The following is a 23,817-nucleotide window of genomic DNA, read 5'->3' as shown; positions in this document are numbered from 1 at the left end:
GAGAATTCTCCATAAAAAAAGGCTCCGAACAATCGGAGCCTTGGTTGCTTGAATGATGCAATGACTATTGAAGGATTTCAGCGTTCATCGCTTTATGAACATCACAATATTTTTGTTTGGATGTGATGGATTTATACCATTTCCAATAACGGTATGGATCGCCCGGAAGACCTTCTTCGTTTCGGGTCAACTTATAGAATTCGAATGTGACTGGATAATTGCCACTGTATCCGTCCGTAATAGGGCGGGAGCTTCTCAATAATACCAGTGCAGGATCATTATCCGTGCGGATTAAGGTGAAGTCAGTGACTGTGCAATCGACACCTTCGTTTGATCGTGCCATGTCCCTGTGCAATCCTTTATCGGGTGCCAAAACAGTTATGGTCGATGTGATCTGGCCTTTATACGATTCACGTTCTTCCAGAAATAGGTAACCATAATACCCATGGGCATTGAAGTTTTCTCGCCATGTCTTGATCACTTGCTCGGTCTTGCCATCACCATCCAGATCAATGGGGTTGCTACCATATTTGAGGGGCACAGCTTCCATTCTGGCATATGCCGCAGTGGAACAGATCAATGCCGTGGCTATGAATACAAACTGAAAAACACGAGACATCCACTTAACCTTTAAAGTTGCTTTTCATCATCTATGAAAAGGCTAAAGCGTTTTTGTGTGGGATGGCAACTTAAAATGAAAAAACAGGTGGGGACCGTCTGGTCACACTTCTCCTGTTGACTGGAATAATTCCTATCCTACCACATGAAATAAGTCAAGAACAAAATGCGAACATGCATGATGAGCATATAATTTACTTTCCAAAATCCATGAAATTCTTTAGGTCCTGTTGACAAAGTATTTTACCCATACCCGAATTGATGTGACCTGCACGAAGCCAAGGAAACTGAGCATCGTCTTGTCATACCGAGTTGCAACCCGGCGAGCATTTTTGAGTTTGTTGAAGCAGCGTTCAACCTGATTTCTCAAGCCATATACGAAATCATCAACGGGAGTGATTTCCTTTCGGTTTTTCCGCATTGGGATCATGGCGTATCCACCGCGTTTCTCCATATCGTCCCGAATGGAGTTTGCATCGTAGCCTTTGTCTGCCAATAGAACCTTGGCATCTGGACCACCCCATTCCATCAATGGAGCATACCCTTTGTAATCTGATGTTTGGCCTTCGCTGATTTCCAGAGCTATTGGCAAGCCTTCGGCATTTGTTCGAAGGTGTATTTTGGACGTAAAGCCACCTTTTGAACGGCCGAGACCCTCTTTTTGAGTCCCCCTTTTGCCCCAGCAGCCTGATGATGGGCTCTGATGATTGTGCTATCTATCATTTGCACTGTATCTGGAACGGCTTTGGCATCGTTCAAGGCATCCAGTAGAACATCCCAAACGCCGAGCAATGTCCAGCGGCGGAATTGACGATAAACAGAGGACCATTTACCGAAGTAATTGGGGAGGTCACGCCAAGGTGCTCCTGTCCGGGCAATCCAAAAAATACCATCAAGAGTGAGGCGGTGATTTGAGGGAGGACGGCCAGATTTTGGCCCTTGGGCATGAAGGAATGGCTCGAAGAATAACCATTCATCGTCGCTCATCAAATTCCGCATAGACTTCTCCTCATAAAAAGAAGTCTTGAATCACATTCTAAGCAATTTGTGAACCCACTTTGTCAACAGGACCTAGCACTAACAAAGATATGTTGGTTATAGCTCAAAAAGAAAAACTGTGGACGTTCAAATTCAAAAGACCACCGATTACGAGTTATCATGGGATATTATTCGTTGTGAATTTAAGTCCGTGGTCTTGTCGGATTACCAAATCCCGGAATTTGTCCGGCGTAGACGAAACAGCCCATTGCGATGGGTTGGGAGTAAATCAAAAGCGACCCAAGATTTATTTCGACTCAGACCTAAAAGATTTGCAACTTTCTGTGAGCCATTCGCGGGTTCTGCGGCTATGGCATTTTATGTCCGTCGCCATTTGGTTGGAAACCCGGATGATTTCAAAATTCTTATTGCTGATACCAATGAAGATTTGATCAACTTTTATCAATGCCTCAAAGCCGACCCGGATACATTGACTCGCTTGGTGTTAAGTTTTCCCAGTAATATCAGTTTATTGCAATTTCGGGTTATCAAACAAATGCTGACTAATGCCACCGGAATGGAACGGGCTGCCGCATTTTATGTGATCAACCGCAACGCTTATGGTGGCTTCCAGCAAGCAAGTTATGGCAATGCCCAAAAGAGGAATATGTTCAGTTTGGCAACAACATTGGAACTGCCTGCATTTTCACAATTATTGCAATCAATTGATATTAAACATGCGGATTTCATAGAAACATTGTTTACAGTAAATAATGAAAATACTTGGGTGTATCTTGACCCACCATACACGATGATAAAATCCGATAGTGAATTTTGGTCAGAAAAACATAAAACGTATTTTTATAACGATGTATTCGACAAATACGAAGAACTTGCTCAACTTTGCAAATCAATCAAAGCCAGCATTATGGTCTCAATTGATGATACTCCAGCAACAAGAACCATGTTCGCGGGATTGAACACCTACCAACGTAAAGTTCGATACATCGCACACCGTGACCAAGGCGGAGAGAAGCATCGTAGTGAACTCGTTGTTTTGAATTACGATATCGGTCACAACATTATAACCGAGCTTGGTTGGGAAAGACTATAATGCCATTGCCAGATAAAATTTCTGATATTTCCAGTGAAAAAATGAACCGTCTGTATGATGATGCTCGAAACCGATGGTCTGGTGTTTACAATGAATTTACTCGAGGCAATCGTAATCTGTATGAGATGTTGCAATCCGTTTGTGTTTTTCATCACGAAGCCTGCTTGAACCGTGAAAGTTATGTTGAAGCACTCCGTGCCGTTGGTATAAAACCTCGTGATGAAACATACCGTGGTTTGATTATGTATTCCTTGAAACTCATCTTCGGCACATACGCAGCAGCTTATGAGGTGATGGATGATGAAACTCGCGAAGAAATCGGAAAAATGGCGGTCTACATTACACGATGGTCACAGGCATTAATGCATTGCATTGATCAAGAAATCCCGGTTGATGACATCGCAGACTACTTGGAAAACAATGGTGGTGTGCATGCCGTGTCCAAAATCACTGAAAAAGCATCTGTCAAACCAACAAGCCAAAATGACGTGGTAACTTCATGGAAACAAATTTCCGCAACACCGCTATTCAAAAAAAAGCTTCCAAAGAATTCAAAACTTAAACCGGGTAAAATTATTTTGGTTGGTGAAATTTCTGATGATGGGGAGCTTGTTGTTATGTCCGAGGTTCCTATGGGAGAGGCTGGTATGAACAAATTGATTGTCAAAACAAGTAATTCTTACAAATTGTAAGAATGCCTTTTTTCGTCGGTCTTCAAAGACGATCTGCAAAGATAAATACCGTCATAATTTCAATTTATGACGGAGATGAAAATGATCATCGAAACATCAAATATTCCACTGCATGAAGCCATTCATCGCTTTTTAGTCGCTAATGGACTGGTAAAAGATTGGGCCGATCTTGCTCGCCGGGTGAACCGATCTCGGAGTTATTTTTCAACATTAAAACGGACATCATCGGAACCGTCTGATGATGTCTGGATGTCACTAACGAAATACATGACGGGTTTGCTCGTAAATAGTCAAAATGATGGCATAAAGAGATGGCTTGGATATTACATCAAACAAATCGAATTTCATGTGATGGGGATATCATCATGATATCGATTAACGATTACGTTTCTACGGAAAAACCGACCCTTGATGATTACGCTGTCTGCGTTGGCGTTGATTTGAATGCAGCCCAAATGGATCAACTGGTAGAATTCCTTCCTGAAATGACCGACGTATCAGTATCAACTTTACTACATACCAGTGATCTCGACCGGTTCTGTCGTGATATGCTGGCGATGTGGAAAGATTATGTGAATATCGAAATTTGGACGAATCATGCCGTTGAAGTGATCCAATTGGTGAATCTTCTGGATGTGAAGATTGACTTCGTGAAATCACGATGATGTCCGCTAAGAGGACATATATTATTAACCGAGCCAACGCTGTTTGCGTTGGTCGGAAATCCACTCAACCCCACCGCATTCGCTGGTGGGGTTTTCGTTGATTTTCTTTTGTCATTTGGTCCGAAGGAGCAAATGTTAAAGGGATTAAAGTTTCACCTGCAATAGACCAGATATACCTTCATCCCCCCTGTCCCGTGAAAAAAATAATCACGAGACAAGGGGAGATGAAGGTATGACCTGCAATGAGCCGTCATAACACCCCAACCAATCGACTTGTTGCTAGAAATAACAACGGGTAGGCGGTCAGCCGCTTACACTACCACAATACATCGAACATCCGTGCCGAAGCACCTGACGGTCGTTCAGACTGACCTTGGTTGGAAGCCAATGTGAACGTGCTGGTTGTAATCTTTTTCACAGTGCCAGCATCTTTTTTGAACCTAAGAGAAAATTTAATAAAATGCCTGAGTTCTACACAGCGGCAACACCGCCGTGGCCCCTTTTTTTATGCTGGTGGGAACCGCTAATTTAGTCGATCTGCCAGTCGCTCCGAGGCTTGGAGCTTACGCCGCCGGTCATGTGTCCCGGTATCGCCAATTTAGGTGTGACAAGAGCCTCTTTGTATGTCGTATGGTTTTATTTAGCACAGGCCATCAGTTGCATGTCCCAGCCACCATATTTGCCTTCTAAATCAGGGCATACTGAATCGTCAATTAATTTATTCCTAACAATGTTCTTGTTTTGGATTCTATGCCGAAATCGCAATAATCGCGGAGTAGCAACCATGCTTTGGGCAAGGTAACACAGTGTTACCTTTGCAGTTGGAAGCCCTTGATTGGACTCACTTAATTGAAATCGGCACGGCTTTTAGCGTGATGACGCAATGGCCTGAATTTGACTTTTGGTGATGGAACTGCTGCATTTAATGCAGTTACAGGGGATGGTCACCATGATTGAAATGAACTTTAGCAATAAGAAAAAACCACTGGCCGAGGTGCGGAGAAATGACCCTATCAAAGTATTCCGGGCAGCCCTTGAGCAACAGTTGGAAGTTGTCGCACAGGAACTCAAGGGGGCAACATTCACGATCCAACGTCGTCGTTATCTCCATGGCAAACCTACCACAGTCGCGGTGCCCGTCAGGAAGTGGTATTGGTTACATGATGGGGAATATTATTTGGTTTTGAGATATTCATCTCAGAAGGTTCAAATTCGTGGGTATGAGAGCATCCGATGCGGTGCGACGTTAAATGATGTGCAGGCAACTTTGAACCGCGTTGTTGAAGCATTAGACGATCAGGATGAAGATGTGCTGGTGGCATTAGATGACGCATTTGAACGCACCCGGTGGAAAAAGTTTACTAATGTCCAAAGCTAAACATTGTGAGTATTTATGCGGGTTTTGGGGTGCTCTTCATTTTTACCCCGGATCACAATCTTGAATTACCTACTGGTGCTTGGAAATGTAAACATTATAGGAGGTGTTAATGAGCCGGGAAGGTAAAGCGAAAGTTTTGACGGATGCGGAGTTTGAACGACTGATGAAGATTACTGCCGTAGAAGCACACGCGGCTCGTAATACCGCTATTTTGATGTGTTTGTTTGGTCTGGGCCTACGGGTTAATGAAGTCAGTTCTTTGCGGATTTGTGATGTCATGAATGCCGATGGTGAAATTCGTCAACAATTCCAGATCAAGATTGCCAACAGCAAGACCAAGCGAAACCGGGAAGTGTTTTTGAGCAACCTGCATGTGCGTCGTGCCATCCAGAATTACATCGATTACCGCCGTGCCACCGAAGGCCCGGACCTGAATCCAAATGCGTTCTTGTTCCGATCTCAGAAAGGGTCAGGGTTCAGTGGGAATACCATGCAGCAATTGGTGAAGAATTTGTTCATCAAATCCGGTCTGCCTGATACGACCAGTAGCCATAGCGGTCGCCGCACGTTTGCGACCCGGCTAATCAACAGTGGTGTCGGTTTGAAGAATTTGTCTACCCTCATGGGCCACGCGACTGTGAACCAATCCGCTGAATATGCTGATAGCAATCCGATGATCTTGGAACGGATCGTGAAGTCCGTCGTATAAGATTGCGAGTATTGATAGTTAGGGAATACTAACCATATTCATCAGTAATAAGCCAATATGACGACAAGTAGTGAGTGCATTAATTCAAGGAAATGTGACTGCTGTCACTTTTCAAAATTGAGAATGCGTGCTATATCTTTGGCACTCAGACTGCTTGACGCGGTCTGTTCTGATTCTTGGGAGCATCAAATGGAATATGATTACACAAAGGCAACACCGTCACGGTTGTCCAAAGATGCTGTGTATTCATTAGCGGAAAGTGTCGCAAACCAACTGGAATTTTCTCCGGGTGGTGACTTGGAACCTGTTTTGCAAAAACTTGGGGGACACTTGAAGGTCAAAGATTTTTGGGATTTGTCTGATGATGAATCTGGATCAATCGCAGTGCATGCACCGGGCAACTTTGATATTTATGTATCATCTATCACGAGTGGATTACGTGATAGATTTACCATAGCTCACGAAATAGGCCATTATATTCTCCACTATATCTATGCTCGTTCGCAAGGTGACGAACTAGAGAATATGTATGCAACTCGATATGGAAATACCCGCGAAGAATGGGAAGCCAATTGGTTCGCTGCGGCATTTCTGATGCCGGAAGATGACTTCCGTGAACGATATAATCGTTTGAATGGGAGCCTAGCATCGGTTGCTGCCGAGCTTTGTGTTTCAGAGAAGGCCGCAAAGGTCCGTGCAGATGTGTTAGGACTTACATAAGCATGAGCGATGATACGGTTGAATGGCCGGAATTCCTGAAACCTCGCTTGCGTTTGTTTTTTGGAGTTGATCTTGTTGGATCGACATCATTTAAACAAAAAAGCAAATATCCGCTCAAATCACCATCCGACAAGAATTTTGGTGACCTTGGGGCATCATGGTTTTCAGAGATTGCAAACTTCTACCGTAGTGTTGAAGAACATTTCAAAATTGCTTGGGATGATTGTTGTATTAGCTATGCTAGGGTATTGAACAAAAAGCTTAATTGCTCACCATCACTGTGGAAAAGTAATGGTGACGAATTAATTTATTCTATCAGCCTTAATGAACCAGATGATGTTGGTTATGTGTTGACGGCATGGTTAAAGGCTCTTAAGGCGTATCGCACAGAACTCAAAGAGCGGAACCAAGATTTAGATATAAAAGGTGCGGCATGGATTGCGGGTTTCCCAATCGACAATGCAGAGGTCATTTTTTGCAAGGAAATTTCCAAGCAGGTTGAAAGATATCGTGACGAAGACCCCAAGGTTTTTCACTTTGAGTTGCTTGAGAAATGGTATCACAACGATGATGAAGATAATCGGGAAGGTCTGGTAAAAGATTATGTCGGCCCCGCAATTGATACCGGTTTCAGGGTATCTACCCAAGCGACGCCGCGTAAATTTGTCCTTTCATTAGAAACAGCATTAATGCTATCCGGTGTTACGCTAAGACGTGAGTTCTATGATGATTTTGGCGTGTCTCGAAATATATTGAAAATGGCTTTTGACGGATTAAAAACGTTCAAAGGCGTGCTAGGCGGAAAACCGTATCCTTTATTTTGGATTGATTTTTTGCATGAAGATGATGAACTGACAAAAGCATTCATTAAGTTGTCGCAAACAGATTATCCAAACAAAGACGATATCTTGGATTATTGTGAACAATTTATTACGGACAATAGTTCCCAGTTCTTTTACCCATTTATTTACGAACATAATGGCAATCGGTTCAATCAAATTCCTCCGAATTATATTGCGACGTTGGATCGTCTGACAGAACGGTGGGTTGCGGAAAAGGATCGATTGGATATTCGTTGGCAGTCAATGAAAGAAGATATTTCAAAGGCACCACCATCTAATGGGAATGATGATGTTGTTGATGTTGCACAGGATATTACGGTTCCGCTGGTAGTTGATTCTAAAGATGCAAGCGAGGGTTAAAATTTATTATAGTAATATCTGTTCATTAAACATAGAGACTAGATAAATCCAGATCATACGAGATCGCTTCCACATAGGGCACCAGTTCATGTGGTTCAATTTTACCGTATTGGTGTTTCATGGATTTGTTTTCAGGTGCCCAGCCCATGATTTTAAACAGAAAGATATCTTTCACGCTTTCAGTATCAACGGCTTTCTTGAAGTTATGTCGGAATGAATGGAAGCTGGTGCGTGGTGCGGCGGCGTCTGAGCGATCGATGAAGCGGCGGAACCAACTGCTGAATGTATCACTGTAGTTCTTCTTTTTCTCGCAATACGTCAGTTCATTAAAGATATGGTGTGGATTATTATGGTCCATCAGGTCAACGATGCCAATTTTGATTAATTCACTATGGATAGGAGCCATGCGAGCCGCTGAGGGTGTTTTGAGTTTCTGTCGGCGTTTGTAATTCTCGCAGACGCGGATGTAAAACTTTCCGTCTATTTCGATGATATCATCAGACCATAACTGACAAATTTCATTCAACCGAAGGCCGGAAAACAGTGCTATCAGCGGTGCCCAAAATCGTGCTCGACGGATAACATTATTCCCCGGCTTGGCCCAGCCGTTGCGATCATTCTGGCAACCGGTATAGAGTGGTGCAATAAACAATTTTCTGAGTTGATCCATCGCAAATGGGTCGCGTTTATTTTCAGCTAACACTTCATCAGAAACACGTTTGATGACTCGTGTCGGATCACGTTCAATATGCCAATAGTCGCATGCGAGGCGGAAAACAGCACCTAGAACATCCAGATCGAAATTTACGGTCTTTGCCGCACGAAGTGTCATGTTATTTTGTTTACCGTATTTAATCTGCTCATGAATGCTCATACCCTTAAGCTCTTTAAGCTTGCTCCGGTTCTTCGGAATGGAGAGGATCAGGTCTTGCCATTGGATGACATCCGGTGGTTCAACCTTTCGAATGTCAGTATCGTTACCGATGATCTGGCGTAGATTTTCAACACTGCGACTGTATTGGGTGTTGCTGGATGTTCGCCAATCTCCTTGTTTGCTACTGACATATTCTTCCAATAGAGCACCGAATTTGAAGCCTTTACCTGTTGGTAATTTTTCTGCGAAGATATCATCAACAAATGGGGGTGGTGCAGGTTTGGTCGTTTTTTCTTTCAATGCCTGATATTGCTGCATAAATGCACGGCGGATCAAATTTGCAAAACTGTCGATCTGTTCGTCGGTTGCTGTCAGACCGTTTTCGCCCAATAATTCTTTGGCTCGATTGGGATAGTATCCTTCATTGGTAGCTCCCCAATGATAGCCAAACAAGTATGTGTAATTGATGAGGGCTTTGGCCTCTTCGGGTGAACCCGGTTGCAGTTTAGAGTCGCGATCCTGTAAACGTTGGAATTCGCCAAGGGATAACTGCAATATATCATCCTCAGTGGCCGGTAGTTTGACGTAACCCCGGATATCCTTGCGGAATGTATCTACTTCCTGCTGAAAGACGACCAATTCGATATTACGTTTCTTTTTTGCAAGTTCTTCGTCAGATGTCCCAAGGGCCTTCTGCTTGATATTTTTTTGCCAGTATTTTGGTTTGGGAAAGTCCGGGTTTGCTTTCACGAAATCAGACACGTCTTTCGGTAGCCGCATTTTGAACGACCATTTACCGTCTCGTTTTGTCAGATAATCGGGCACTTTCTTCCCCCATTGTGCTACGAAAATGTGCTACAATTTCATACCAATGGGGGAGAAAAGTCAATATTTTCAATGATTTCAAAATCATAGAAAAAGATGGCGGACAGAGAGGGATTCGAACCCTCGATGAGCTGTTAACCCATACCCGCGTTCCAGGCGAGCGCCTTCAGCCACTCGGCCATCTGTCCGCAATATCTTTCGATAAGCTGTTCTTGCATAAAGCAAGTGTGCTGGAACGAGGCCGGAAACTATAGAAAAGGACGTAAGCCTGCAACTGTTTTTTTTGTTTTTACTGAGATTCTTTTTCTCACTTGCGTCATAGCAAGACAATCCATGTGGTTTTTGTTATAATAGAGGGCGAAACAGAATAGCCCGTTTTACAGTCAGTAAGCAGGGGAGAAGTATCATGACTATTGATGTACAAGGTGTCATTCAGGCCTTAAGTCGGGCAGTGGAAGTATCACCCGGTGATACAGATCATACACTTCATCCAGTGATCACCATTTCACGCGATCTGGGTACAGGTGGCGAGGAAATTTCACGTCTATTGGCGGAACGACTGGGATTGGATATCTATGATGAAAATATCATTGATGCGATTGCCCACCGTTCTGAAGTGAATAAAAATGTTTTGAAAACACTTCACGAAAAAATCAGTTCCGCAAGCGATGCTTGGCTATATGCAATGGTGACAGGTAAAAATGTCTCGCGAACGGATTATGTCAACGCACTGGTCACTGTTATCCGCTGTATATATCACAAAGGTGGTATTGTCATCGGACGTGGCGGTCATGTGGTTTTGCAAGGGCGCGATGTGTTGCGGGTCCGTCTAACCGGTTCCGCTGATGCCTGCGCAAGACGGGTCGCGCATCGTGAACGCCTCAGTTTGTCTGAGGCAAAAGCACGCTGCAAGGAAGTCAATCAGGAAAGAGCGAAGTTTGTTTGGAACATGTTTAATTCCCGGTTAAATGATCCGACCAATTTCGATCTGACAATCAATACGGACCATTTTGCCCATTATGAGCAAGTCGTGGAAATTTTGATCCGTAGTATGGAAATGATGGGATTCTCGCAACGTAGAACAGGAACGACCAATAGGTAATTTCTTCCAAAAGGGCTTGTAAATGTCGAGACCCCCTTTACATTCAGGAGGGAGCATGGCAAAGCAGTCAGCTCGTTTGACAAAAGCCCGAAAGGTCGATCTCCTGTGATGATGTATTTTTTGATTGCGATTGGTTTCGTCTTGCTGTTGGTAGGGGCGGAATTTCTCGTAAAAGGTTCTGTCGGCTTGGCGCGACGCGTTGGTGTATCGCCCTTGGTGATCGGCATGACTGTTGTCGCGCTCGGCACAAGTGCGCCGGAGTTCGTGGTCAGCCTGGATGCAGCGCTGGAGAATGCAGCCGGCATTGCCACGGGTAACATCATCGGTTCTAACATTGCGAACATTCTGTTGATTTTAGGGGTCACAGCCCTGATCAAGCCTATACAGGGGGATCCTGGTGCGGTTCTACGCGATGGCGTGATCTTGCTGGTTTGTTCAGCTGTTTTTACGGCTTTGTGCTGGTTTAGCATATTGGACGTTATGGCAGGCTTCATTTTGTTTGGGATGTTTATCTGTTTTCTGTTTTATTCCTATTGGCGCGAACGCCATGGCGCAGACCCGGAAATGGCAGAACTACACGCCCATGAAGCAGAAGAAATTGAAGCCCCGCAAAACCTGTGGCTGATGCTGGTGATGACCGTTGGCGGGATTGCAGCCGTTGTTTACGGTGCGGAATTATTGGTTGATGGTGCCACAGAAGTTGCGCGTCTTTATGGCGTTCCTGAAGAGGTGATAGGGTTGACAATGATTGCCATTGGGACCAGCTTGCCGGAGCTTGCCGCCAGCGGTATGGCTGCTTTGCGTGGTCATACAGATGTGGCCCTTGGCAACGTGATCGGTTCCAACTTGTTTAACATTCTTGGTGTTCTGGGATTGGTTGCTTTAATCCAACCTTTGCCGGTGGCCCAGCAATTATTGGATTTCGATCTTTGGATCATGATGGGGGCTACAGCCTTACTGGTGCCGTTTATGGTCACGCGATGGGAATTGTCACGTAAAGAAGGCTTTGTTTTTGTCCTGTGTTATGTCGCTTATATTTCTGCACAGGCTTATGGCGTCGAACACCTTTTAGCGCAATTTAGCTAGGTTTAAGAGGCAAAGGATCATTGGCGAACGTGAATAAAGTTGCTTTAATTACGGGTGCGGCCCACCGTATCGGGGCTTATATCGCTCAGGAAATGGCGCGCCAAGGATGGGCGATTGCCTTGCATTATCATGGCTCACGAACGGATGCAGAGAATGTTTGCCAGGCGATTGAACAATCTGGTGGGACAGCCTGTGCGTTCAGCGCAGATTTTTCAAACGAAGATGATGTTCAAAATCTTATTCCAGCGATTATCGCCCAAATGGGACGGGTAGACGCTCTGATTAACAATGCCTCGGTTTTTGAAAATGATACGGCTTATGATGCAACACGCGAAAGCTGGGATTTGCATATGGCGGTTAATTTGCGCGCACCTTTTGTTTTGTCGCAAAAATTTGTTGCAGCCTTGCCGACGGGGATCTCCGGAAATATTATCAATATCATTGACCAACGGGTCTGGAACCTAACCCCTCATTTTGCCAGCTATACAATTTCCAAGGCGGCTTTGTGGACAATGACGCAGACTTTGGCACAGGCGTTTGCCCCCAATGTACGGGTCAATGCGATTGGACCGGGGCCGACATTAGCCAGTGCGCGTCAGTCTGCTGAGGACTTTGAGCAACAGTATTTGTCTGTTCCGTTAAAAAAACCTACTGATCTTGTGGAAATTTCCAACGCTGTGTTGTATATCCTACGCGCACAAGCGATGACGGGGCAAATGATTGCCCTTGATGGCGGGGAACATTTGGGTTGGGCGCAAGGCGACAACCACACACCGCCGAAAGAATAACAGACCGATAGGTAAAGCCGATGAGCGCGTTTCAAGCCGAGAATGTCCAACCGCTTCGTATTGCCGATGCGAAAGCCGCCGTGCGTCATGTATTTATTCGTGACCTTGTTTTATTATGTTCTATCGGTGTTTATGAACATGAACACGATGCCCCACAACGCATTCGTGTCAATTTGGACCTGACGGTAAGCGAAAGTCACCATAACGACAACATCGACCATGTCGTCTGTTATGAACAGGTCGCCAATAAAGTACGCGAGATTGTGTCAGGCGATCATACCAACCTGTGTGAGACGCTCGCTGAAAAAATCGCAGCGTCCTGCCTACAAGATATTCGTGTACGATGCGCGCGCATCCGTGTTGAAAAATTGGACGTTTTTGCCGATATCGCAAGTGTCGGTGTTGAGATCGAACGTTTCAACGCTGGGGTGTGATTCTAACGAAGAATCAAGCATAATTTTCATGTTAGGTTGAACCTGATTTAGAATCGCTTTTTTGCGAATCGCAAGGAATCCGTAGGCGGGTCCCCTGCAAAGTTTTGCACATTCTGTAAAGAGAAAAAAAACGTTACATTTGCGTTAAGAAAATCTTACAACTGGAGTCCGGGGCTAAAAACGATTCTTAAAACTCTATACAAAACAATGACTTATTTATATGCACAAAAAATAGGCATGTTTTAGGAACGCGCAGTTTTGCTGGCCTAATTGTACATCTCCAAGATTAACTCACAAACTTATCCACAGGCTTGGTGGATTAAAATTCTACGTCGCAGAAGTCCTTGGATTCCCACTTGAAATCAGTCAGGTGATGGTGTTGAGTAAAAAAATATTAGTGGTCAAAATAAAAGTGAACAGATGGTCGTCAAGAAAGATATATGGGTTTTTGCATACGGGTCATTAATGTGGCGACCGGGATTTGATTATCTGGAAAGCCGTAAAGTGACGCTGGAAGGTTATCACCGTGATCTGTGCATCTTATCTCATGTCTTTCGCGGTACACCACAGGTCCCCGGTCTGGTGTTGGGATTAAATCCCGGTGGCACCTGCTTGGGGGTGGCTTTTCGTGTAGCGGGTGCACAGGTGACGGATGTGATGGATTACCTGTATGAGCGCGAGATGATCCATGAAGTCTATGAACCCAAATGGGTGAAGGCGATGGATGAAACGGGAGAAGTGCTGGAAACCTATACCTTTGTTTCCATCGCAGACCATCCGCAATATGCAGGACATTTTGAACCGGACACAAAGGTTGATCATGTCCTGCAAGGCGTGGGGCAGATGGGGCGTTCCCTCGAATATCTGGAAAACACCTGTCGCCATATTCGGGCCTTGGGCATTGTGGATGAAGGGCTGGAGAGCATTTTGCGTGCTGCCCAAGCCAAAGAAATGCAAAAAACCGACTAAAAAGGCGGTAAAGCCGTAAAAGCAGCCCTTTTTCGAATTGACAGAAGCAGGTGCAATCCCGATACTCGTCGGCTTTCCCTAACAGGAAAATATTTTTTCAACAAACGTGTGGTAAAGGTACCGACAGATGACGAATGCAGTCATGAAAACCTATGCCCCGGCTGATGTCGTTTTCGATAAAGGCGAGGGTGTTTACCTAATCGCTGAGGACGGAAAACGCTTTCTGGACTTCGGCGCCGGTGTGGCCGTGACATGTCTTGGACATGCACACCCACACCTTGTTTCTGCCCTGACGGAGCAGGCCGCAAAATTGTGGCATTGTTCCAATCTCTACCGCATTAAGGGACAGGAACGATTTGCCCGACGTCTGGCCGACAGCACGTTTGGTGATGTGGTCTTTTCCTGTAACTCCGGGGCTGAAGCCAATGAATGTGCGATAAAAATTGCACGTAAGTATTTCGCAACCAAAGGGTCCAAACGTCATCGCATTTTAACGTTTGCCGGTGCCTTTCATGGCCGCACAATGGCGACATTATCTGCGGGCAAACAGGCAAAGCATTGCGAAGGCTTTGGCCCGATGCTGGACGGTTTTGATCAGGTTGCCTTTAATGATCTGGACGCGGCACGTGCTGCGATTACAGATGAAACAGCGGCTATTCATGTGGAACCTGTCCAAGGCGAAGGCGGCATGCGTCCGGCGGATATTGCTTTCCTTCAAGGTCTGCGCCAGTTGTGCGATGAACACGGCATTTTGCTGATGATGGATGAAGTCCAAACTGGCGTTGGTCGAACAGGTAAACTGTTTGCCCATGAGTGGGCGGGGATTACACCGGATGTGATGGCGATTGCCAAGGGTATTGGCGGTGGTTTCCCTGTTGGGGCCTGTATTGCCACGGCGGATGCCGCCAGCGGTATGGCACCGGGGGCGCATGGTTCGACCTATGGCGGAAATCCTTTGGCAATGGCCGCAACCAACGCGGTTCTGGATGTTGTCTTGGAAGACGGTTTTTTAAATCGTGTCGCACAAATGGGCGAATATTTGCAAAAACGTATGAATGATGTGGTTGCAAAATATCCCCAGATTGTCAAAGGCGCGCGTGGTCTGGGCCTGATGGTTGGCTTTGAATGCGTTGTTCCTAACACGGATTTGGTTGCACAGTGTTTTAACAATGGCCTGCTGGCGGTGCCTGCAGGTGATAATGTGATGCGTTTGTTACCCCCGCTCGTGGTTCATGAAGAACATATCGAAGCGGCGATTGCGATTATCGAACGCTCCTGTAAAGAACTTTCGGAAAAAGTATAATGAAACCGAAGCATTTTTTAGATTTAAGTGAATTAGACGTCAGTGATCTACGTCAGATTCTGGATCATGCCCTAAGTTACAAAAATGGTATGAACGTGATCGGTGGGATGTCACCGCTTGCTGGCAAAACACTTGCGATGATCTTTGAAAAACCCAGTACCCGAACGCGCGTTTCTTTTGAGGTCGGTATGGTACAATTGGGTGGTCATCCACTGGTGATCATGGGTGATAATTCTCAATTAGGTCGTGGTGAAACAATTGCCGATACGGCACGCGTTCTGTCGCGTATGGTTGATGGCGTGATGTTACGCACAGATTCCCATGAAAAACTGATGGAAATGGCGCATTATTGTACGGTCCCTGTCATCAATGCCTTGACGGATAACAGCCATCCTTGTCAATTGATGGCCGATATTCTGACGATTGAAGAACATCGTGGTCCGATTACGGGTAAAGTAGTGACATGGATTGGCGATGGCAACAATATGGCCAATTCTTATGTGGAAGCGGCGACCCGTTTCGGTTTTGAATTGCGTTTGTGCTGCCCGGATGAATTGATGGTCGATGATCATTATCTGGATTGGGCGGCTAATGAAGGCGGGAATGTATCTGTGGTCAAGGATCCCAAGCAGGCAGCAAATGGATCAGATGTTATTGTGACCGATACTTGGGTATCTATGGGCGATACGGATTATGATCGCCGGATGGAATTACTAACTCCGTATCAAGTTAATGCGGATTTAATGGCGCAGGCACAAAGTGATGCCTTGTTCCTGCATTGTCTACCGGCACACCGTAACGAGGAAGTCACCGACGAGGTGATCGACGGGGTAAATTCCGTCGTTTGGGATGAGGCGGAAAACCGTCTTCATGCTCAAAAAGGCGTTATGGTCTGGTCAATGATGTAATCTGCGACTATATAACAACCAAGGTTTAATTATTGTTGCGCCCCTGATCTGTTGTTGCAGTTGGGGGCGTAGCTGTTCTGTTGAGTGTACAAAATGAGCAAACAATTGTTGGAAGATCGCGTTTTACCGTTTCAGGTTGATGAACTGGATATTCGTGGTCGTGTTATTCGTCTAGGCGCTTCTGTTCATAAAATTCTGGATGCCCATAAATATCCAAAACCGATCGCAGATATCTTAAGTGAAGCAATGGGTTTAACGGTCGCGCTGGCGTCCGGGTTAAAATATGATGGTGTTTTTTCTCTGCAAGCGATTTCAGAAGGCGAAGGAGCCGGCCCGATCAAGGCGTTGGTCAGCGACATTACCTCCGATGGCGGTTTGCGTGGATATGCCGGTTACGACATGGATAAGCTGGAGGCACTGGGCAAAGACATTGAACCGAGTGTCGAAACACTGTTAGGCACCGGTCGTTTGGCCTTTACCGTGGATCAAGGCAAACATATGCAACCCTATCAGGGATTGACGGCGTTGGAAGGCCAATCTTTAAGCGAATGTGCCTACAGCTACTTTAAAAATTCCGAACAGCTGGATACGGAATTTAAAATCGCACATGGCGACAGCGGAATTTGTGTGGTGATGATCCAGCGTTTGCCAGATGAAAGCGGTAATGATGATCAAGCACGTGAAAAATGGAACCATGCATCCATCATGTTAAAAAGCCTGACGGATGCGGAGATGCTGGATGCCAGCCTCGGCATGGCAGACCTGCCTTACCGATTGTTCCATGAAGAAGGCGTACGTGTTTATGAAACCAAGACCATCCATCAGGAATGCCGCTGTTCAGAAGAACGGTTGATTGCGACACTCAAAGGAATGCCTGTACCGGAATTAAACGATATGATTGAGGAAGGCGGTACAACAGTAACCTGTCATTTCTGCTCCACGAACTACACGTTTAATAAAGATCGTCTGGCAGAACTGCGCGATGAAAAACAGGCGGAACAAGCCGTCAAACATTGACAATTCAAATGTTTATGCGTTCACTGGTTAGTGGTGCAAATAACGACATAGGTATTCGTCATGAAAAAATGGATTTTGGCTTTCGCTGGTGTGCTTCTGATCTCGGCTTGTACGAATACACCACCTGTGCAAAATCTACCGGAAATGACCTTTAAACATCTGGCACCGATTCCGGTACAAGCAGCAAAACTGGATGTCGTGAACAAAAGCATCACCAGTATCGAAGGTAAGGAAATTTCCCATCGTTTACCGACTTCACCCAATAAAGCGATGACACAATGGGCCTACGACCGCTTACAACCCAATGGGTCCGGTGGACAGGCCGTTTTCACGATATTAGAAGCTTCAGCCGTTGAAAATAAATTGCAAAAAAAGACCGGTATCAAAGGTGTCTTCACCACCGATCAGTCTGAACGCTATGACCTGACCGTAGAGGGGCGCTTGGACCTCTATGATGCTCAGGGCAAAAACAAAGGCTTTGCGACAGCAAAGGCACATCGTTATATGACGGTATCAGAAGATACCAGTCTTTTGGAACTTGAAAAGAAATGGTACGAGCTTTTGGAAAAGCTGATGGCTGATTTCAATCAGGTCATGACAGAAAATATCCGTACGCAATCTTTCTAGCAGCAGATTCCTCTTTCCTCACTATTCTGCGCATAGTGAGGAAAGAGCGAGAGTTAACTCTTATGCGAGGCTTGACTGTCTTGTGGGCATTGGTCTCGATCATCCTTTGAATAATTTCGGATAACATGAGCAATTCTTAGGTGATAATCCTTGAATAGTTTTGCTCGACCAATTGATTGAGCTTGACGATGTTCCTGCAGATTACGCCATGCTTTAACCGCTTCCTCATCTTCAAAGAAAGATAAGGATAAAATTTTGTTTTCAACAGTTAAGCTTTGAAAGCGTTCAACAGAAATAAATCCCTTAATTTTTTCCAGTTCAGGACGTAACTTGGCAGCAATATCGAGATATGCTTTTTGATGTTCTTCGTGAGGTTCAACCTCAAAAATAACTGCAATCATAATTTCACCATTTCCGTATGCGGTGAGGAAGCAAGTTTAAGAAAAGTACGTTCCTCCCTAATTAAGAATTTTTCTTTTAGGGCAAATTCATAATTTTCTTTTCCCAGTGGGTCAGCAGCTAAGCGCGTTCTGTATTCCTCATAGGCTGCAAGACTTTCAATAGAATATACACCATAGGCCAGTGTACTAGAGCCCTCATGCGGTGCAAAATAACCAATAAGGTCAGCTCCGCAACGAGGAATTGCTTGCCCCCAGTTTTGAGAATATTCGATAAATTTATCTTTTTTCGTTGGGTCTATTTGATACTTGATGAAGCATGTAATCATAACGTGTCTCCGTTGTTGATGTCCTCTTTTAACGGATTGAATGATGATAAAGCTTCGATTACGATCGAAGTATGAAAGAAGGACCGGATATTACTTTAATAGGCTCTTTAATTGGCGATCCAGCACGTGCAAATATGTTGAACGCCTTGATGGGGGGAATCGCCTTGACAGCAACTGAACTGGCTAAAGTTGCTGGCATTTCAGCTCAAACCGCGAGTTCTCACCTTAAAAAATTAGAAGAAGGCGGCTTATTAAAGTTGCGCAAACAAGGGCGACACCGATACTTTTGTCTTGCAGATGATGAAGTCGCACTTGTGATTGAACGTTTGATAGGACTTGCAGAACGCAAAGGTCATGTGCGTGTTCGTACTGGCCCCAAAGACTCAATACTTAGGCATTCCAGAATTTGTTACGATCACCTTGCGGGTGACATGGGTGTCCAATTATATGACAGTCTTGTTGAACGTAATCTTCTTCAGGTTAATGGTGATGGCCTGTCTTTAACTCAAGAGGGAATCAAGTTTATCGAAGACTTTGGAATTAATCTTGATAACATGGCACAAAAAGGTCGTCCCTTATGTAACAGTTGCCTTGATTGGAGTGTAAGGCGTAGTCATCTGTCTGGTGCACTTGGAGCCTCTTTACTCAATCATTTCTTTGAGTTGGGCTGGGTAAAAAGAGAGACAGACAGCCGGGTTCTACATTTTTCCAGGTCAGGAAAAATAAAGTTTGAAGAAAATTTCCCGGTTTCGCAGAGATCAAGAAAATTATAAGAGTTATTAAATGGAAGATATTTGTGTAATAAATTGCGGATATTAGATCAGCTTCTTAAACTTGTTTGGTCGATATTTTGCTATTCCCTGAAAACAATATACTGAAATATTTGTAATCTCATGCTTTCGTACGACATGCCTCTTTATCGCCCGCCGTCTGAAGGGAATAATTTGATTATTCAAGCGACGTTGGGATGTAGTTTTAATCAGTGTTCTTTCTGTTCTATGTATAAGACGAAAGAATATCGCGCACGTGCATTGGAAGATGTGTTTGCCGATATCGAGCAGGCGGCCCGTGTTTGGCCCGAAGCCCATCGTATCTTCTTGGCAGATGGAGATGCTTTAACGCTGCCAATGGATAGTTTACGCGCGATTTTAGATAAGCTGGCTGCATGTTTTCCTAACCTGAATCGGGTTTCAGCCTATGCCACACCGGGCAATATCCTGAAAAAGACGCCTGAGGAATTGTCCGAACTGGCTGCTCGTAAAATGCCGTTGTTTTATGTCGGGATTGAGTCCGGTGCGCCGATAATGTTGAAAAAAATCACCAAAGGAGCATCACAAAAAGGAATTGCGGAAGCTTTAATCAAGGCACGCGAAGCCGGCTTAAAAATTTCTGCTACGGTTATTTTAGGACTGGGTGGTCAGAAATATTGGGAAGAACATATTGATGGGACCGTTGAATTGCTATCTCAGGCCCCTGTAAACTATTTATCAACATTGCAGCTCTATCTCGAAGAGATTGCCTATGACGAGTTTATGACCAAGTTTGGTGAACCGTTTGAACCACAAAGCGATATCGCTGTGTTGATAGAGCTGGAACGCCTGCTGGCCAACATCAAGCCGCCTGCTCCGGTGATTTTCCGATCCAATCATGCTTCAAACGCTTTGGCATTAGCGGGTAATTTACCAAAAGATCAAGATCGTTTGGTTGCACAAGTGCGGATGTCTTTACAAACCCAACAAGGGATTCGTCCGGCCTTTATGCGCGGCCTTTAACCTAAGCGCGATTTTGATTGTTTTCTTTCGCCATATCAGACAAGCTAAAAGAAAAATCTGATAAAGGAGGCGCGCATGCCATTTGTTCAACGTAATCCAAACGGTCAAATCACTGGTTTGTCCAGAATAGCTCAGGTTAGTTTCGAAGAAGAATTAGCGATGAACCACCCGGATGTTCTCGCTTTTTTGCATGCCTCCGGCGATGCACATGAAGCACTGATTGATTTAACTCAAAGTGATCTCGCAATGGTGCGGGTATTAGAAGATTTAATCGAGATTTTGATGTTAAAAGGCGCAATATCAATGGATGAATTGCCAGAAGCAGCGCGTAACAAGCTGGAACATCGCAGGGAATTACGCGGTAGCCTAGATGAAGCCCTAGAAGCATTTGGTGGAAGCAAGGTAATTTAGCCGCTTTACTTGATCTGGAGAAAAGGCTATACAAGTTTCAAATGTAACTAAATGGTCTTTTCAATGCTCCGCCCTGAATCATTCCTGTTTGCGGCTATCTTAACGGCGCTCGTTGCCTTTGGCCCTCTTTCAACTGATATGTATTTACCGTCTTTACCGGCGATGAAGACAGATTTTGGCGCAACAGTTTCTCAAGTTCAATTGACCTTAAGTGTCTTTTTGGCCGGATTTGCGGTTTCCCAATTATTTTACGGCCCTTTATCTGACAGATTTGGACGCCGACCTGTTCTTTTGTTCGGTATTACCGTTTATGGTTTGGCAAGTGTTGCCTGTTTTTTATCAACTACCATCGAAGGATTGATTTTAGCCCGATTTTTCCAGGCATTTGGCGCCTGTAGCGGCCCGGTCTTGGGACGTGCTGTCGTGCGTGATGTTTACGGACAGGAACGCGCTGCACAAGTGTTGGCTTATATGGGGTCTGCCATGGCTTTGGCCCCTGCCGTTGCACCGATGTTTGGCGGCTATCTGCAAGTATGGTTTGGTTGGCAGGCAAATTTCGTGGCAATTAGTATTTTTGCTTTTGTTCTTATTAGTCTGGTTTTTTTCCTGATTCGAGAAACAAACATGCACCAAAACCCAGAAGCCCTAAAACCCGCCCGCATTGTCGGTAATTATGTGCAATTGCTCAAACATCGTGATTTTTTGGGTTATGTTTTGCTCAATAGTTTCGTGTTCTCGGGCCTTTTTGCATTTATTTCAGGTTCTTCATTTGTCTTTATCGATATTTTCGGATTAGAACCGAATATCTACGGAATTTGTTTTGGAATTGTTGTCTGCGGATATATTAGCGGCACGCTGTTAGCGGGCCGTTTCTCCCGTAAACTGGGTGGCCCCCGCATGTTATGCTACGGCAGTATCCTCGCGATGATTGCAGGCCTGTTGCTGGCAGGGATCGCATATATAGGCGGGAATACACCAACCAGTGTGGTTGCACCGATGGTCTTGTTTATGGTTGCCGTCGGTTTAGTGATGCCCAATTCTATGGCTGGTGCTATTGGTCCTTTCCCTAAAATGGCGGGGTCAGCCTCCGCTCTGATGGGCTTTTTGCAAATGACAATTGCCGCCTGTGTCGGTGGCTCGGTCGGTCTATTACATAACGGGACGCATTTGCCAATGGTCAGCGCCATAGCGGTGATGGGGGTGCTGAGCTTTGTAACTTATTTTGTTTTTGTTCGCTCGAAGATTTAGGCTCACTCGGTTCACGGGCCTGTTGCGCCTGCGCCCACATCCCATTCTTTTTTAAATATTGCACAATATGTTTCAGACTAACGGCAACACCTTGGGCTTCACCCTTGCGTGTGGTCGCAACATGGATATAGGCCAATGTTGGGATATTGTTTTCCAGATAGAAGATAGGGGAACCTGAATCGCCATTAACCGCATCGCAATTATGAAAAACCACATCCAGTGCAGCATCATATTTTTTGAGTTGGCACTTTTTATCAATGCTCAGGATATGGGCTTTGTCTTGACTGTAGCCAGCTTGAATATAATGAATACCCTGCTGCTTTAATTGATTATAGGCTTGCTGACTCGTTTCAGCCAAGGCAAAGGTGCCAACGATCGGGCTGATATCGGTTGCCAGCTCCACCAAAGCCCAGTCCTTTGCTGATTTCGGTAAATTATTTATTTTTTTAGGATCGTAACCGGGTGCAATGTGAAACTTTTTGCCCTTGGCATGGGCGTTATAACTGCCGCGCCGATAACCAGGGAGAAAATGTAACGTATAGGGTTTAAACCAGACTTTACGTTTTTTATTCCATAGGCAATGAGCCGCCGTCAGGATTAATTTCGGTGCAATCAGGGTAGCGCTGCAGAACCCACCAACTTCAGAATTCAGACGACCGATCGCACTCCAGGGATATTGATATTTTTCTATTAAAATGCGGTCGTCATGGCCTTTAATGCCGCGCAAATGGATCTTGTCCGCTGCCTGTACGTTTTGAGCACTCAATATAATCAAAAGACAAAAAAGAAGCCACGTGCGCAATCAATCAGCCCTTCTTATGGATGGATAGATCGATGATTTCGGGGCTCTCCCCACACAGCAGACATCCACTGTCGCGTTTAACCTTGATCGTGCGAAAATCGCTATAAAGCGCATCATAAATCATTAATCGACCCGACATAGATTGACCAATTTGCATAATTTCTTTCAAAACTTCGGTTGCCTGCAAAGATCCCATTGTACCGCATATGGCGCCCAATACACCAGCTTGCGAACAGGTCGGCACCTGTCCAGGGGGCGGTGGTTCGCGAAAAATACAGCGATAACACGGCTTGTCTTCCCCCTCTTCATGGGATTTGAATGTAGAAAGTTGCCCGTCAAAACGCAGGATCGCGGCAGAAACCAAAGTCTTTTTGGCAAAATAGCACGCATCATTAATGAGAAAACGCGTTTCGAAATTATCCGTACCGTCTGCAACAATATCATAATCAGCAATGATAGATAAAATATTGTCCGGGCGCAGGCGTTCCTTGTAGGTTTGAATGGTTAACTCTGGATTTATTGCCAGCATCCGTTCTTTGGCACTTTCAACTTTTGGCAAATCAAGAGTTGAGGTCGCATGAATGACTTGGCGCTGCAAGTTGGACAAATCGACAACATCATCGTCAATAATGCCTATGGTCCCGACGCCTGCTGCGGCCAGATACATCAAAACAGGGGCACCCAGCCCACCAGCCCCGACAACCAGAACCTTGGCGTTCAACAATTTGGCCTGCCCTTCACCACCGACTTCAGGCAACAGGATATGCCGGGCGTAGCGCTGTAATTGTTCGTCTGTAAAGTCCATTAAACACCCTTTTCTTAATTCATTTTGTTGTCACATAGTTCGC

General features: G+C 45.0%; 28 protein-coding genes and 1 tRNA gene. 21 read left to right on the top strand and 8 right to left on the bottom strand.

What is annotated here, in order from left to right:
* Positions 1 to 64 precede the first annotated feature (64 nt).
* Positions 65 to 619 (bottom strand): carbapenem self-resistance protein CarG family protein, encoded by a 555-nt coding sequence (locus ACI0FF_RS04095; RefSeq protein ID WP_419798860.1) that lies wholly within the window; start codon positions 617 to 619, stop codon positions 65 to 67.
* Between the two features lie 219 nt (positions 620 to 838).
* A protein-coding gene (locus ACI0FF_RS04090; protein WP_419796873.1) for an IS5 family transposase occupies positions 839 to 1,617 on the bottom strand; the annotation gives its coding sequence in 2 pieces (ribosomal slippage) (positions 839 to 1,296 and positions 1,296 to 1,617; 780 coding nt in all).
* A 118-nt stretch (positions 1,618 to 1,735) separates the two neighbouring features.
* Between ACI0FF_RS04090 and ACI0FF_RS04085 the strand changes: the two genes are divergently transcribed.
* The 8 genes from ACI0FF_RS04085 (at position 1,736) to ACI0FF_RS04050 (ending at position 8,076) form a co-directional block, all read left to right on the top strand.
* Positions 1,736 to 2,710, top strand: coding sequence for a DNA adenine methylase (locus ACI0FF_RS04085; RefSeq protein ID WP_419798859.1), 975 nt, complete (start codon positions 1,736 to 1,738; stop codon positions 2,708 to 2,710).
* Entirely contained in the window at positions 2,710 to 3,402 is a 693-nt protein-coding gene (locus ACI0FF_RS04080) for a hypothetical protein (RefSeq protein ID WP_419798858.1), read from the top strand. The genes ACI0FF_RS04085 and ACI0FF_RS04080 overlap by 1 nt, the downstream gene beginning before the upstream one ends.
* A gap of 81 nt (positions 3,403 to 3,483) precedes the next feature.
* Entirely contained in the window at positions 3,484 to 3,771 is a 288-nt protein-coding gene (locus ACI0FF_RS04075) for a hypothetical protein (RefSeq protein WP_419798857.1), read from the top strand.
* Positions 3,768 to 4,067 carry a hypothetical protein gene (locus tag ACI0FF_RS04070; RefSeq protein WP_419798856.1) on the top strand — a complete coding sequence of 100 codons (300 nt, stop codon included), beginning with the start codon at positions 3,768 to 3,770 and terminating at the stop codon, positions 4,065 to 4,067. Before ACI0FF_RS04075 ends, ACI0FF_RS04070 begins: the two co-directional genes overlap by 4 nt.
* A gap of 907 nt (positions 4,068 to 4,974) precedes the next feature.
* Complete coding sequence (locus ACI0FF_RS04065; RefSeq protein ID WP_419798855.1) at positions 4,975 to 5,445, top strand: hypothetical protein; 471 nt, start codon at positions 4,975 to 4,977, stop codon at positions 5,443 to 5,445.
* Between the two features lie 109 nt (positions 5,446 to 5,554).
* Positions 5,555 to 6,154: a tyrosine-type recombinase/integrase gene (locus ACI0FF_RS04060; protein ID WP_419798854.1), complete on the top strand. Its 600-nt coding sequence runs from the start codon at positions 5,555 to 5,557 to the stop codon at positions 6,152 to 6,154.
* A gap of 189 nt (positions 6,155 to 6,343) precedes the next feature.
* On the top strand, positions 6,344 to 6,874 hold the full coding sequence (locus ACI0FF_RS04055; protein ID WP_419798853.1) for an ImmA/IrrE family metallo-endopeptidase: 531 nt from the start codon (positions 6,344 to 6,346) through the stop codon (positions 6,872 to 6,874).
* 2 nt (positions 6,875 to 6,876) lie between these two features.
* Positions 6,877 to 8,076: a hypothetical protein gene (locus tag ACI0FF_RS04050; RefSeq protein WP_419798852.1), complete on the top strand. Its 1,200-nt coding sequence runs from the start codon at positions 6,877 to 6,879 to the stop codon at positions 8,074 to 8,076.
* 25 nt (positions 8,077 to 8,101) lie between these two features.
* Here the strand turns inward: ACI0FF_RS04050 and ACI0FF_RS04045 are convergent, their stop codons facing one another.
* Positions 8,102 to 9,775, bottom strand: coding sequence for a tyrosine-type recombinase/integrase (locus tag ACI0FF_RS04045; protein WP_419798851.1), 1,674 nt, complete (start codon positions 9,773 to 9,775; stop codon positions 8,102 to 8,104).
* A 97-nt stretch (positions 9,776 to 9,872) separates the two neighbouring features.
* Positions 9,873 to 9,963: transfer RNA gene (locus ACI0FF_RS04040), tRNA-Ser, on the bottom strand.
* 218 nt (positions 9,964 to 10,181) lie between these two features.
* Here ACI0FF_RS04040 and ACI0FF_RS04035 point away from each other — a divergent pair.
* From ACI0FF_RS04035 to ACI0FF_RS03995, 9 genes are all read left to right on the top strand, one after another.
* Complete coding sequence (locus tag ACI0FF_RS04035; RefSeq protein ID WP_419798850.1) at positions 10,182 to 10,877, top strand: AAA family ATPase; 696 nt, start codon at positions 10,182 to 10,184, stop codon at positions 10,875 to 10,877.
* 108 nt (positions 10,878 to 10,985) lie between these two features.
* Complete coding sequence (locus ACI0FF_RS04030; RefSeq protein ID WP_419798849.1) at positions 10,986 to 11,963, top strand: calcium/sodium antiporter; 978 nt, start codon at positions 10,986 to 10,988, stop codon at positions 11,961 to 11,963.
* A gap of 29 nt (positions 11,964 to 11,992) precedes the next feature.
* Positions 11,993 to 12,751 (top strand): SDR family oxidoreductase, encoded by a 759-nt coding sequence (locus ACI0FF_RS04025; protein WP_419798848.1) that lies wholly within the window; start codon positions 11,993 to 11,995, stop codon positions 12,749 to 12,751.
* Positions 12,752 to 12,771: 20 nt separating this feature from the next.
* Positions 12,772 to 13,185: a dihydroneopterin aldolase gene (folB, locus tag ACI0FF_RS04020; protein WP_188663855.1), complete on the top strand. Its 414-nt coding sequence runs from the start codon at positions 12,772 to 12,774 to the stop codon at positions 13,183 to 13,185.
* Between the two features lie 420 nt (positions 13,186 to 13,605).
* On the top strand, positions 13,606 to 14,154 hold the full coding sequence (locus tag ACI0FF_RS04015; protein WP_419798847.1) for a gamma-glutamylcyclotransferase: 549 nt from the start codon (positions 13,606 to 13,608) through the stop codon (positions 14,152 to 14,154).
* Positions 14,155 to 14,281: 127 nt separating this feature from the next.
* Positions 14,282 to 15,457, top strand: a complete 1,176-nt coding sequence (locus tag ACI0FF_RS04010) for an aspartate aminotransferase family protein (RefSeq protein WP_419798846.1) — start codon at positions 14,282 to 14,284, stop codon at positions 15,455 to 15,457.
* Positions 15,457 to 16,365, top strand: a complete 909-nt coding sequence (gene argF, locus ACI0FF_RS04005) for an ornithine carbamoyltransferase (RefSeq protein ID WP_419798845.1) — start codon at positions 15,457 to 15,459, stop codon at positions 16,363 to 16,365. The genes ACI0FF_RS04010 and argF overlap by 1 nt, the downstream gene beginning before the upstream one ends.
* Before the next feature lie 93 nt (positions 16,366 to 16,458).
* On the top strand, positions 16,459 to 17,382 hold the full coding sequence (locus ACI0FF_RS04000) for an Hsp33 family molecular chaperone HslO (RefSeq protein WP_419798844.1): 924 nt from the start codon (positions 16,459 to 16,461) through the stop codon (positions 17,380 to 17,382).
* 60 nt (positions 17,383 to 17,442) lie between these two features.
* Complete coding sequence (locus ACI0FF_RS03995; protein WP_419798843.1) at positions 17,443 to 18,009, top strand: hypothetical protein; 567 nt, start codon at positions 17,443 to 17,445, stop codon at positions 18,007 to 18,009.
* A gap of 53 nt (positions 18,010 to 18,062) precedes the next feature.
* Here ACI0FF_RS03995 and ACI0FF_RS03990 read toward each other — a convergent pair whose 3' ends face one another.
* Both ACI0FF_RS03990 and ACI0FF_RS03985 read right to left on the bottom strand, forming a co-directional pair.
* A complete protein-coding gene (locus ACI0FF_RS03990; RefSeq protein ID WP_419798842.1) occupies positions 18,063 to 18,410 on the bottom strand; it encodes an antibiotic biosynthesis monooxygenase family protein in 348 nt (115 codons plus the stop codon).
* Positions 18,407 to 18,736, bottom strand: a complete 330-nt coding sequence (locus ACI0FF_RS03985; RefSeq protein WP_419798841.1) for an NIPSNAP family protein — start codon at positions 18,734 to 18,736, stop codon at positions 18,407 to 18,409. The genes ACI0FF_RS03990 and ACI0FF_RS03985 overlap by 4 nt, the downstream gene beginning before the upstream one ends.
* A gap of 71 nt (positions 18,737 to 18,807) precedes the next feature.
* On the opposite strand from ACI0FF_RS03985, the gene ACI0FF_RS03980 reads away from it, so the two are divergent.
* The 4 genes from ACI0FF_RS03980 (at position 18,808) to ACI0FF_RS03965 (ending at position 22,167) form a co-directional block, all read left to right on the top strand.
* Positions 18,808 to 19,509: an ArsR/SmtB family transcription factor gene (locus ACI0FF_RS03980; RefSeq protein WP_419798840.1), complete on the top strand. Its 702-nt coding sequence runs from the start codon at positions 18,808 to 18,810 to the stop codon at positions 19,507 to 19,509.
* 225 nt (positions 19,510 to 19,734) lie between these two features.
* Positions 19,735 to 20,508, top strand: a complete 774-nt coding sequence (locus tag ACI0FF_RS03975; RefSeq protein WP_419798839.1) for a radical SAM protein — start codon at positions 19,735 to 19,737, stop codon at positions 20,506 to 20,508.
* A gap of 75 nt (positions 20,509 to 20,583) precedes the next feature.
* Complete coding sequence (locus tag ACI0FF_RS03970; protein WP_419798838.1) at positions 20,584 to 20,919, top strand: hypothetical protein; 336 nt, start codon at positions 20,584 to 20,586, stop codon at positions 20,917 to 20,919.
* A gap of 63 nt (positions 20,920 to 20,982) precedes the next feature.
* Positions 20,983 to 22,167: a Bcr/CflA family multidrug efflux MFS transporter gene (locus ACI0FF_RS03965; protein WP_419798837.1), complete on the top strand. Its 1,185-nt coding sequence runs from the start codon at positions 20,983 to 20,985 to the stop codon at positions 22,165 to 22,167.
* Here ACI0FF_RS03965 and ACI0FF_RS03960 read toward each other — a convergent pair.
* Together ACI0FF_RS03960 and ACI0FF_RS03955 are read right to left on the bottom strand one after the other, a co-directional pair.
* The gene (locus ACI0FF_RS03960; protein WP_419798836.1) at positions 22,097 to 22,933 is read right to left on the bottom strand and encodes a trypsin-like serine peptidase; all 837 of its coding nucleotides are present in this window, start codon (positions 22,931 to 22,933) and stop codon (positions 22,097 to 22,099) included. The two genes, ACI0FF_RS03965 and ACI0FF_RS03960, sit on opposite strands and share 71 nt — an antisense overlap.
* Positions 22,934 to 22,973: 40 nt before the next feature.
* A complete protein-coding gene (locus ACI0FF_RS03955; protein ID WP_419798835.1) occupies positions 22,974 to 23,774 on the bottom strand; it encodes a HesA/MoeB/ThiF family protein in 801 nt (266 codons plus the stop codon).
* Between the last annotated feature and the right edge of the window lie 43 nt (positions 23,775 to 23,817).

This window comes from Terasakiella sp. 4MB5A, assembly GCF_050058155.1.
GTDB lineage: Bacteria > Pseudomonadota > Alphaproteobacteria > Rhodospirillales > Terasakiellaceae > Terasakiella > Terasakiella halodenitrificans.
Note: the sequence above shows the minus strand (reverse complement) of the source record. Positions and strands in the feature narration are given on the sequence as shown.

What these genes read in the sequence shown, in the direction of transcription:
- ACI0FF_RS03980 (WP_419798840.1), top strand. Translation starts at nt 18,808, where the DNA reads ATGAAAGAAGGACCGGATATTACTTTAATAGGCTCTTTAATTGGCGAT.
- ACI0FF_RS04060 (WP_419798854.1), top strand. Translation starts at nt 5,555, where the DNA reads ATGAGCCGGGAAGGTAAAGCGAAAGTTTTGACGGATGCGGAGTTTGAA.
- ACI0FF_RS04010 (WP_419798846.1), top strand. Translation starts at nt 14,282, where the DNA reads ATGACGAATGCAGTCATGAAAACCTATGCCCCGGCTGATGTCGTTTTC.
- ACI0FF_RS03970 (WP_419798838.1), top strand. Translation starts at nt 20,584, where the DNA reads ATGCCATTTGTTCAACGTAATCCAAACGGTCAAATCACTGGTTTGTCC.
- ACI0FF_RS03965 (WP_419798837.1), top strand. Translation starts at nt 20,983, where the DNA reads ATGCTCCGCCCTGAATCATTCCTGTTTGCGGCTATCTTAACGGCGCTC.
- ACI0FF_RS04055 (WP_419798853.1), top strand. Translation starts at nt 6,344, where the DNA reads ATGGAATATGATTACACAAAGGCAACACCGTCACGGTTGTCCAAAGAT.
- ACI0FF_RS04015 (WP_419798847.1), top strand. Translation starts at nt 13,606, where the DNA reads ATGGTCGTCAAGAAAGATATATGGGTTTTTGCATACGGGTCATTAATG.
- ACI0FF_RS03975 (WP_419798839.1), top strand. Translation starts at nt 19,735, where the DNA reads ATGTATAAGACGAAAGAATATCGCGCACGTGCATTGGAAGATGTGTTT.
- argF (WP_419798845.1), top strand. Translation starts at nt 15,457, where the DNA reads ATGAAACCGAAGCATTTTTTAGATTTAAGTGAATTAGACGTCAGTGAT.
- ACI0FF_RS04000 (WP_419798844.1), top strand. Translation starts at nt 16,459, where the DNA reads ATGAGCAAACAATTGTTGGAAGATCGCGTTTTACCGTTTCAGGTTGAT.
- ACI0FF_RS04030 (WP_419798849.1), top strand. Translation starts at nt 10,986, where the DNA reads ATGATGTATTTTTTGATTGCGATTGGTTTCGTCTTGCTGTTGGTAGGG.
- ACI0FF_RS04080 (WP_419798858.1), top strand. Translation starts at nt 2,710, where the DNA reads ATGCCATTGCCAGATAAAATTTCTGATATTTCCAGTGAAAAAATGAAC.
- folB (WP_188663855.1), top strand. Translation starts at nt 12,772, where the DNA reads ATGAGCGCGTTTCAAGCCGAGAATGTCCAACCGCTTCGTATTGCCGAT.
- ACI0FF_RS03995 (WP_419798843.1), top strand. Translation starts at nt 17,443, where the DNA reads ATGAAAAAATGGATTTTGGCTTTCGCTGGTGTGCTTCTGATCTCGGCT.
- ACI0FF_RS04070 (WP_419798856.1), top strand. Translation starts at nt 3,768, where the DNA reads ATGATATCGATTAACGATTACGTTTCTACGGAAAAACCGACCCTTGAT.
- ACI0FF_RS04075 (WP_419798857.1), top strand. Translation starts at nt 3,484, where the DNA reads ATGATCATCGAAACATCAAATATTCCACTGCATGAAGCCATTCATCGC.
- ACI0FF_RS04095 (WP_419798860.1), bottom strand. Translation starts at nt 619, where the DNA reads ATGTCTCGTGTTTTTCAGTTTGTATTCATAGCCACGGCATTGATCTGT.
- ACI0FF_RS04050 (WP_419798852.1), top strand. Translation starts at nt 6,877, where the DNA reads ATGAGCGATGATACGGTTGAATGGCCGGAATTCCTGAAACCTCGCTTG.
- ACI0FF_RS03985 (WP_419798841.1), bottom strand. Translation starts at nt 18,736, where the DNA reads ATGATTACATGCTTCATCAAGTATCAAATAGACCCAACGAAAAAAGAT.
- ACI0FF_RS03955 (WP_419798835.1), bottom strand. Translation starts at nt 23,774, where the DNA reads ATGGACTTTACAGACGAACAATTACAGCGCTACGCCCGGCATATCCTG.
- ACI0FF_RS04065 (WP_419798855.1), top strand. Translation starts at nt 4,975, where the DNA reads ATGGAACTGCTGCATTTAATGCAGTTACAGGGGATGGTCACCATGATT.
- ACI0FF_RS04035 (WP_419798850.1), top strand. Translation starts at nt 10,182, where the DNA reads ATGACTATTGATGTACAAGGTGTCATTCAGGCCTTAAGTCGGGCAGTG.
- ACI0FF_RS03990 (WP_419798842.1), bottom strand. Translation starts at nt 18,410, where the DNA reads ATGATTGCAGTTATTTTTGAGGTTGAACCTCACGAAGAACATCAAAAA.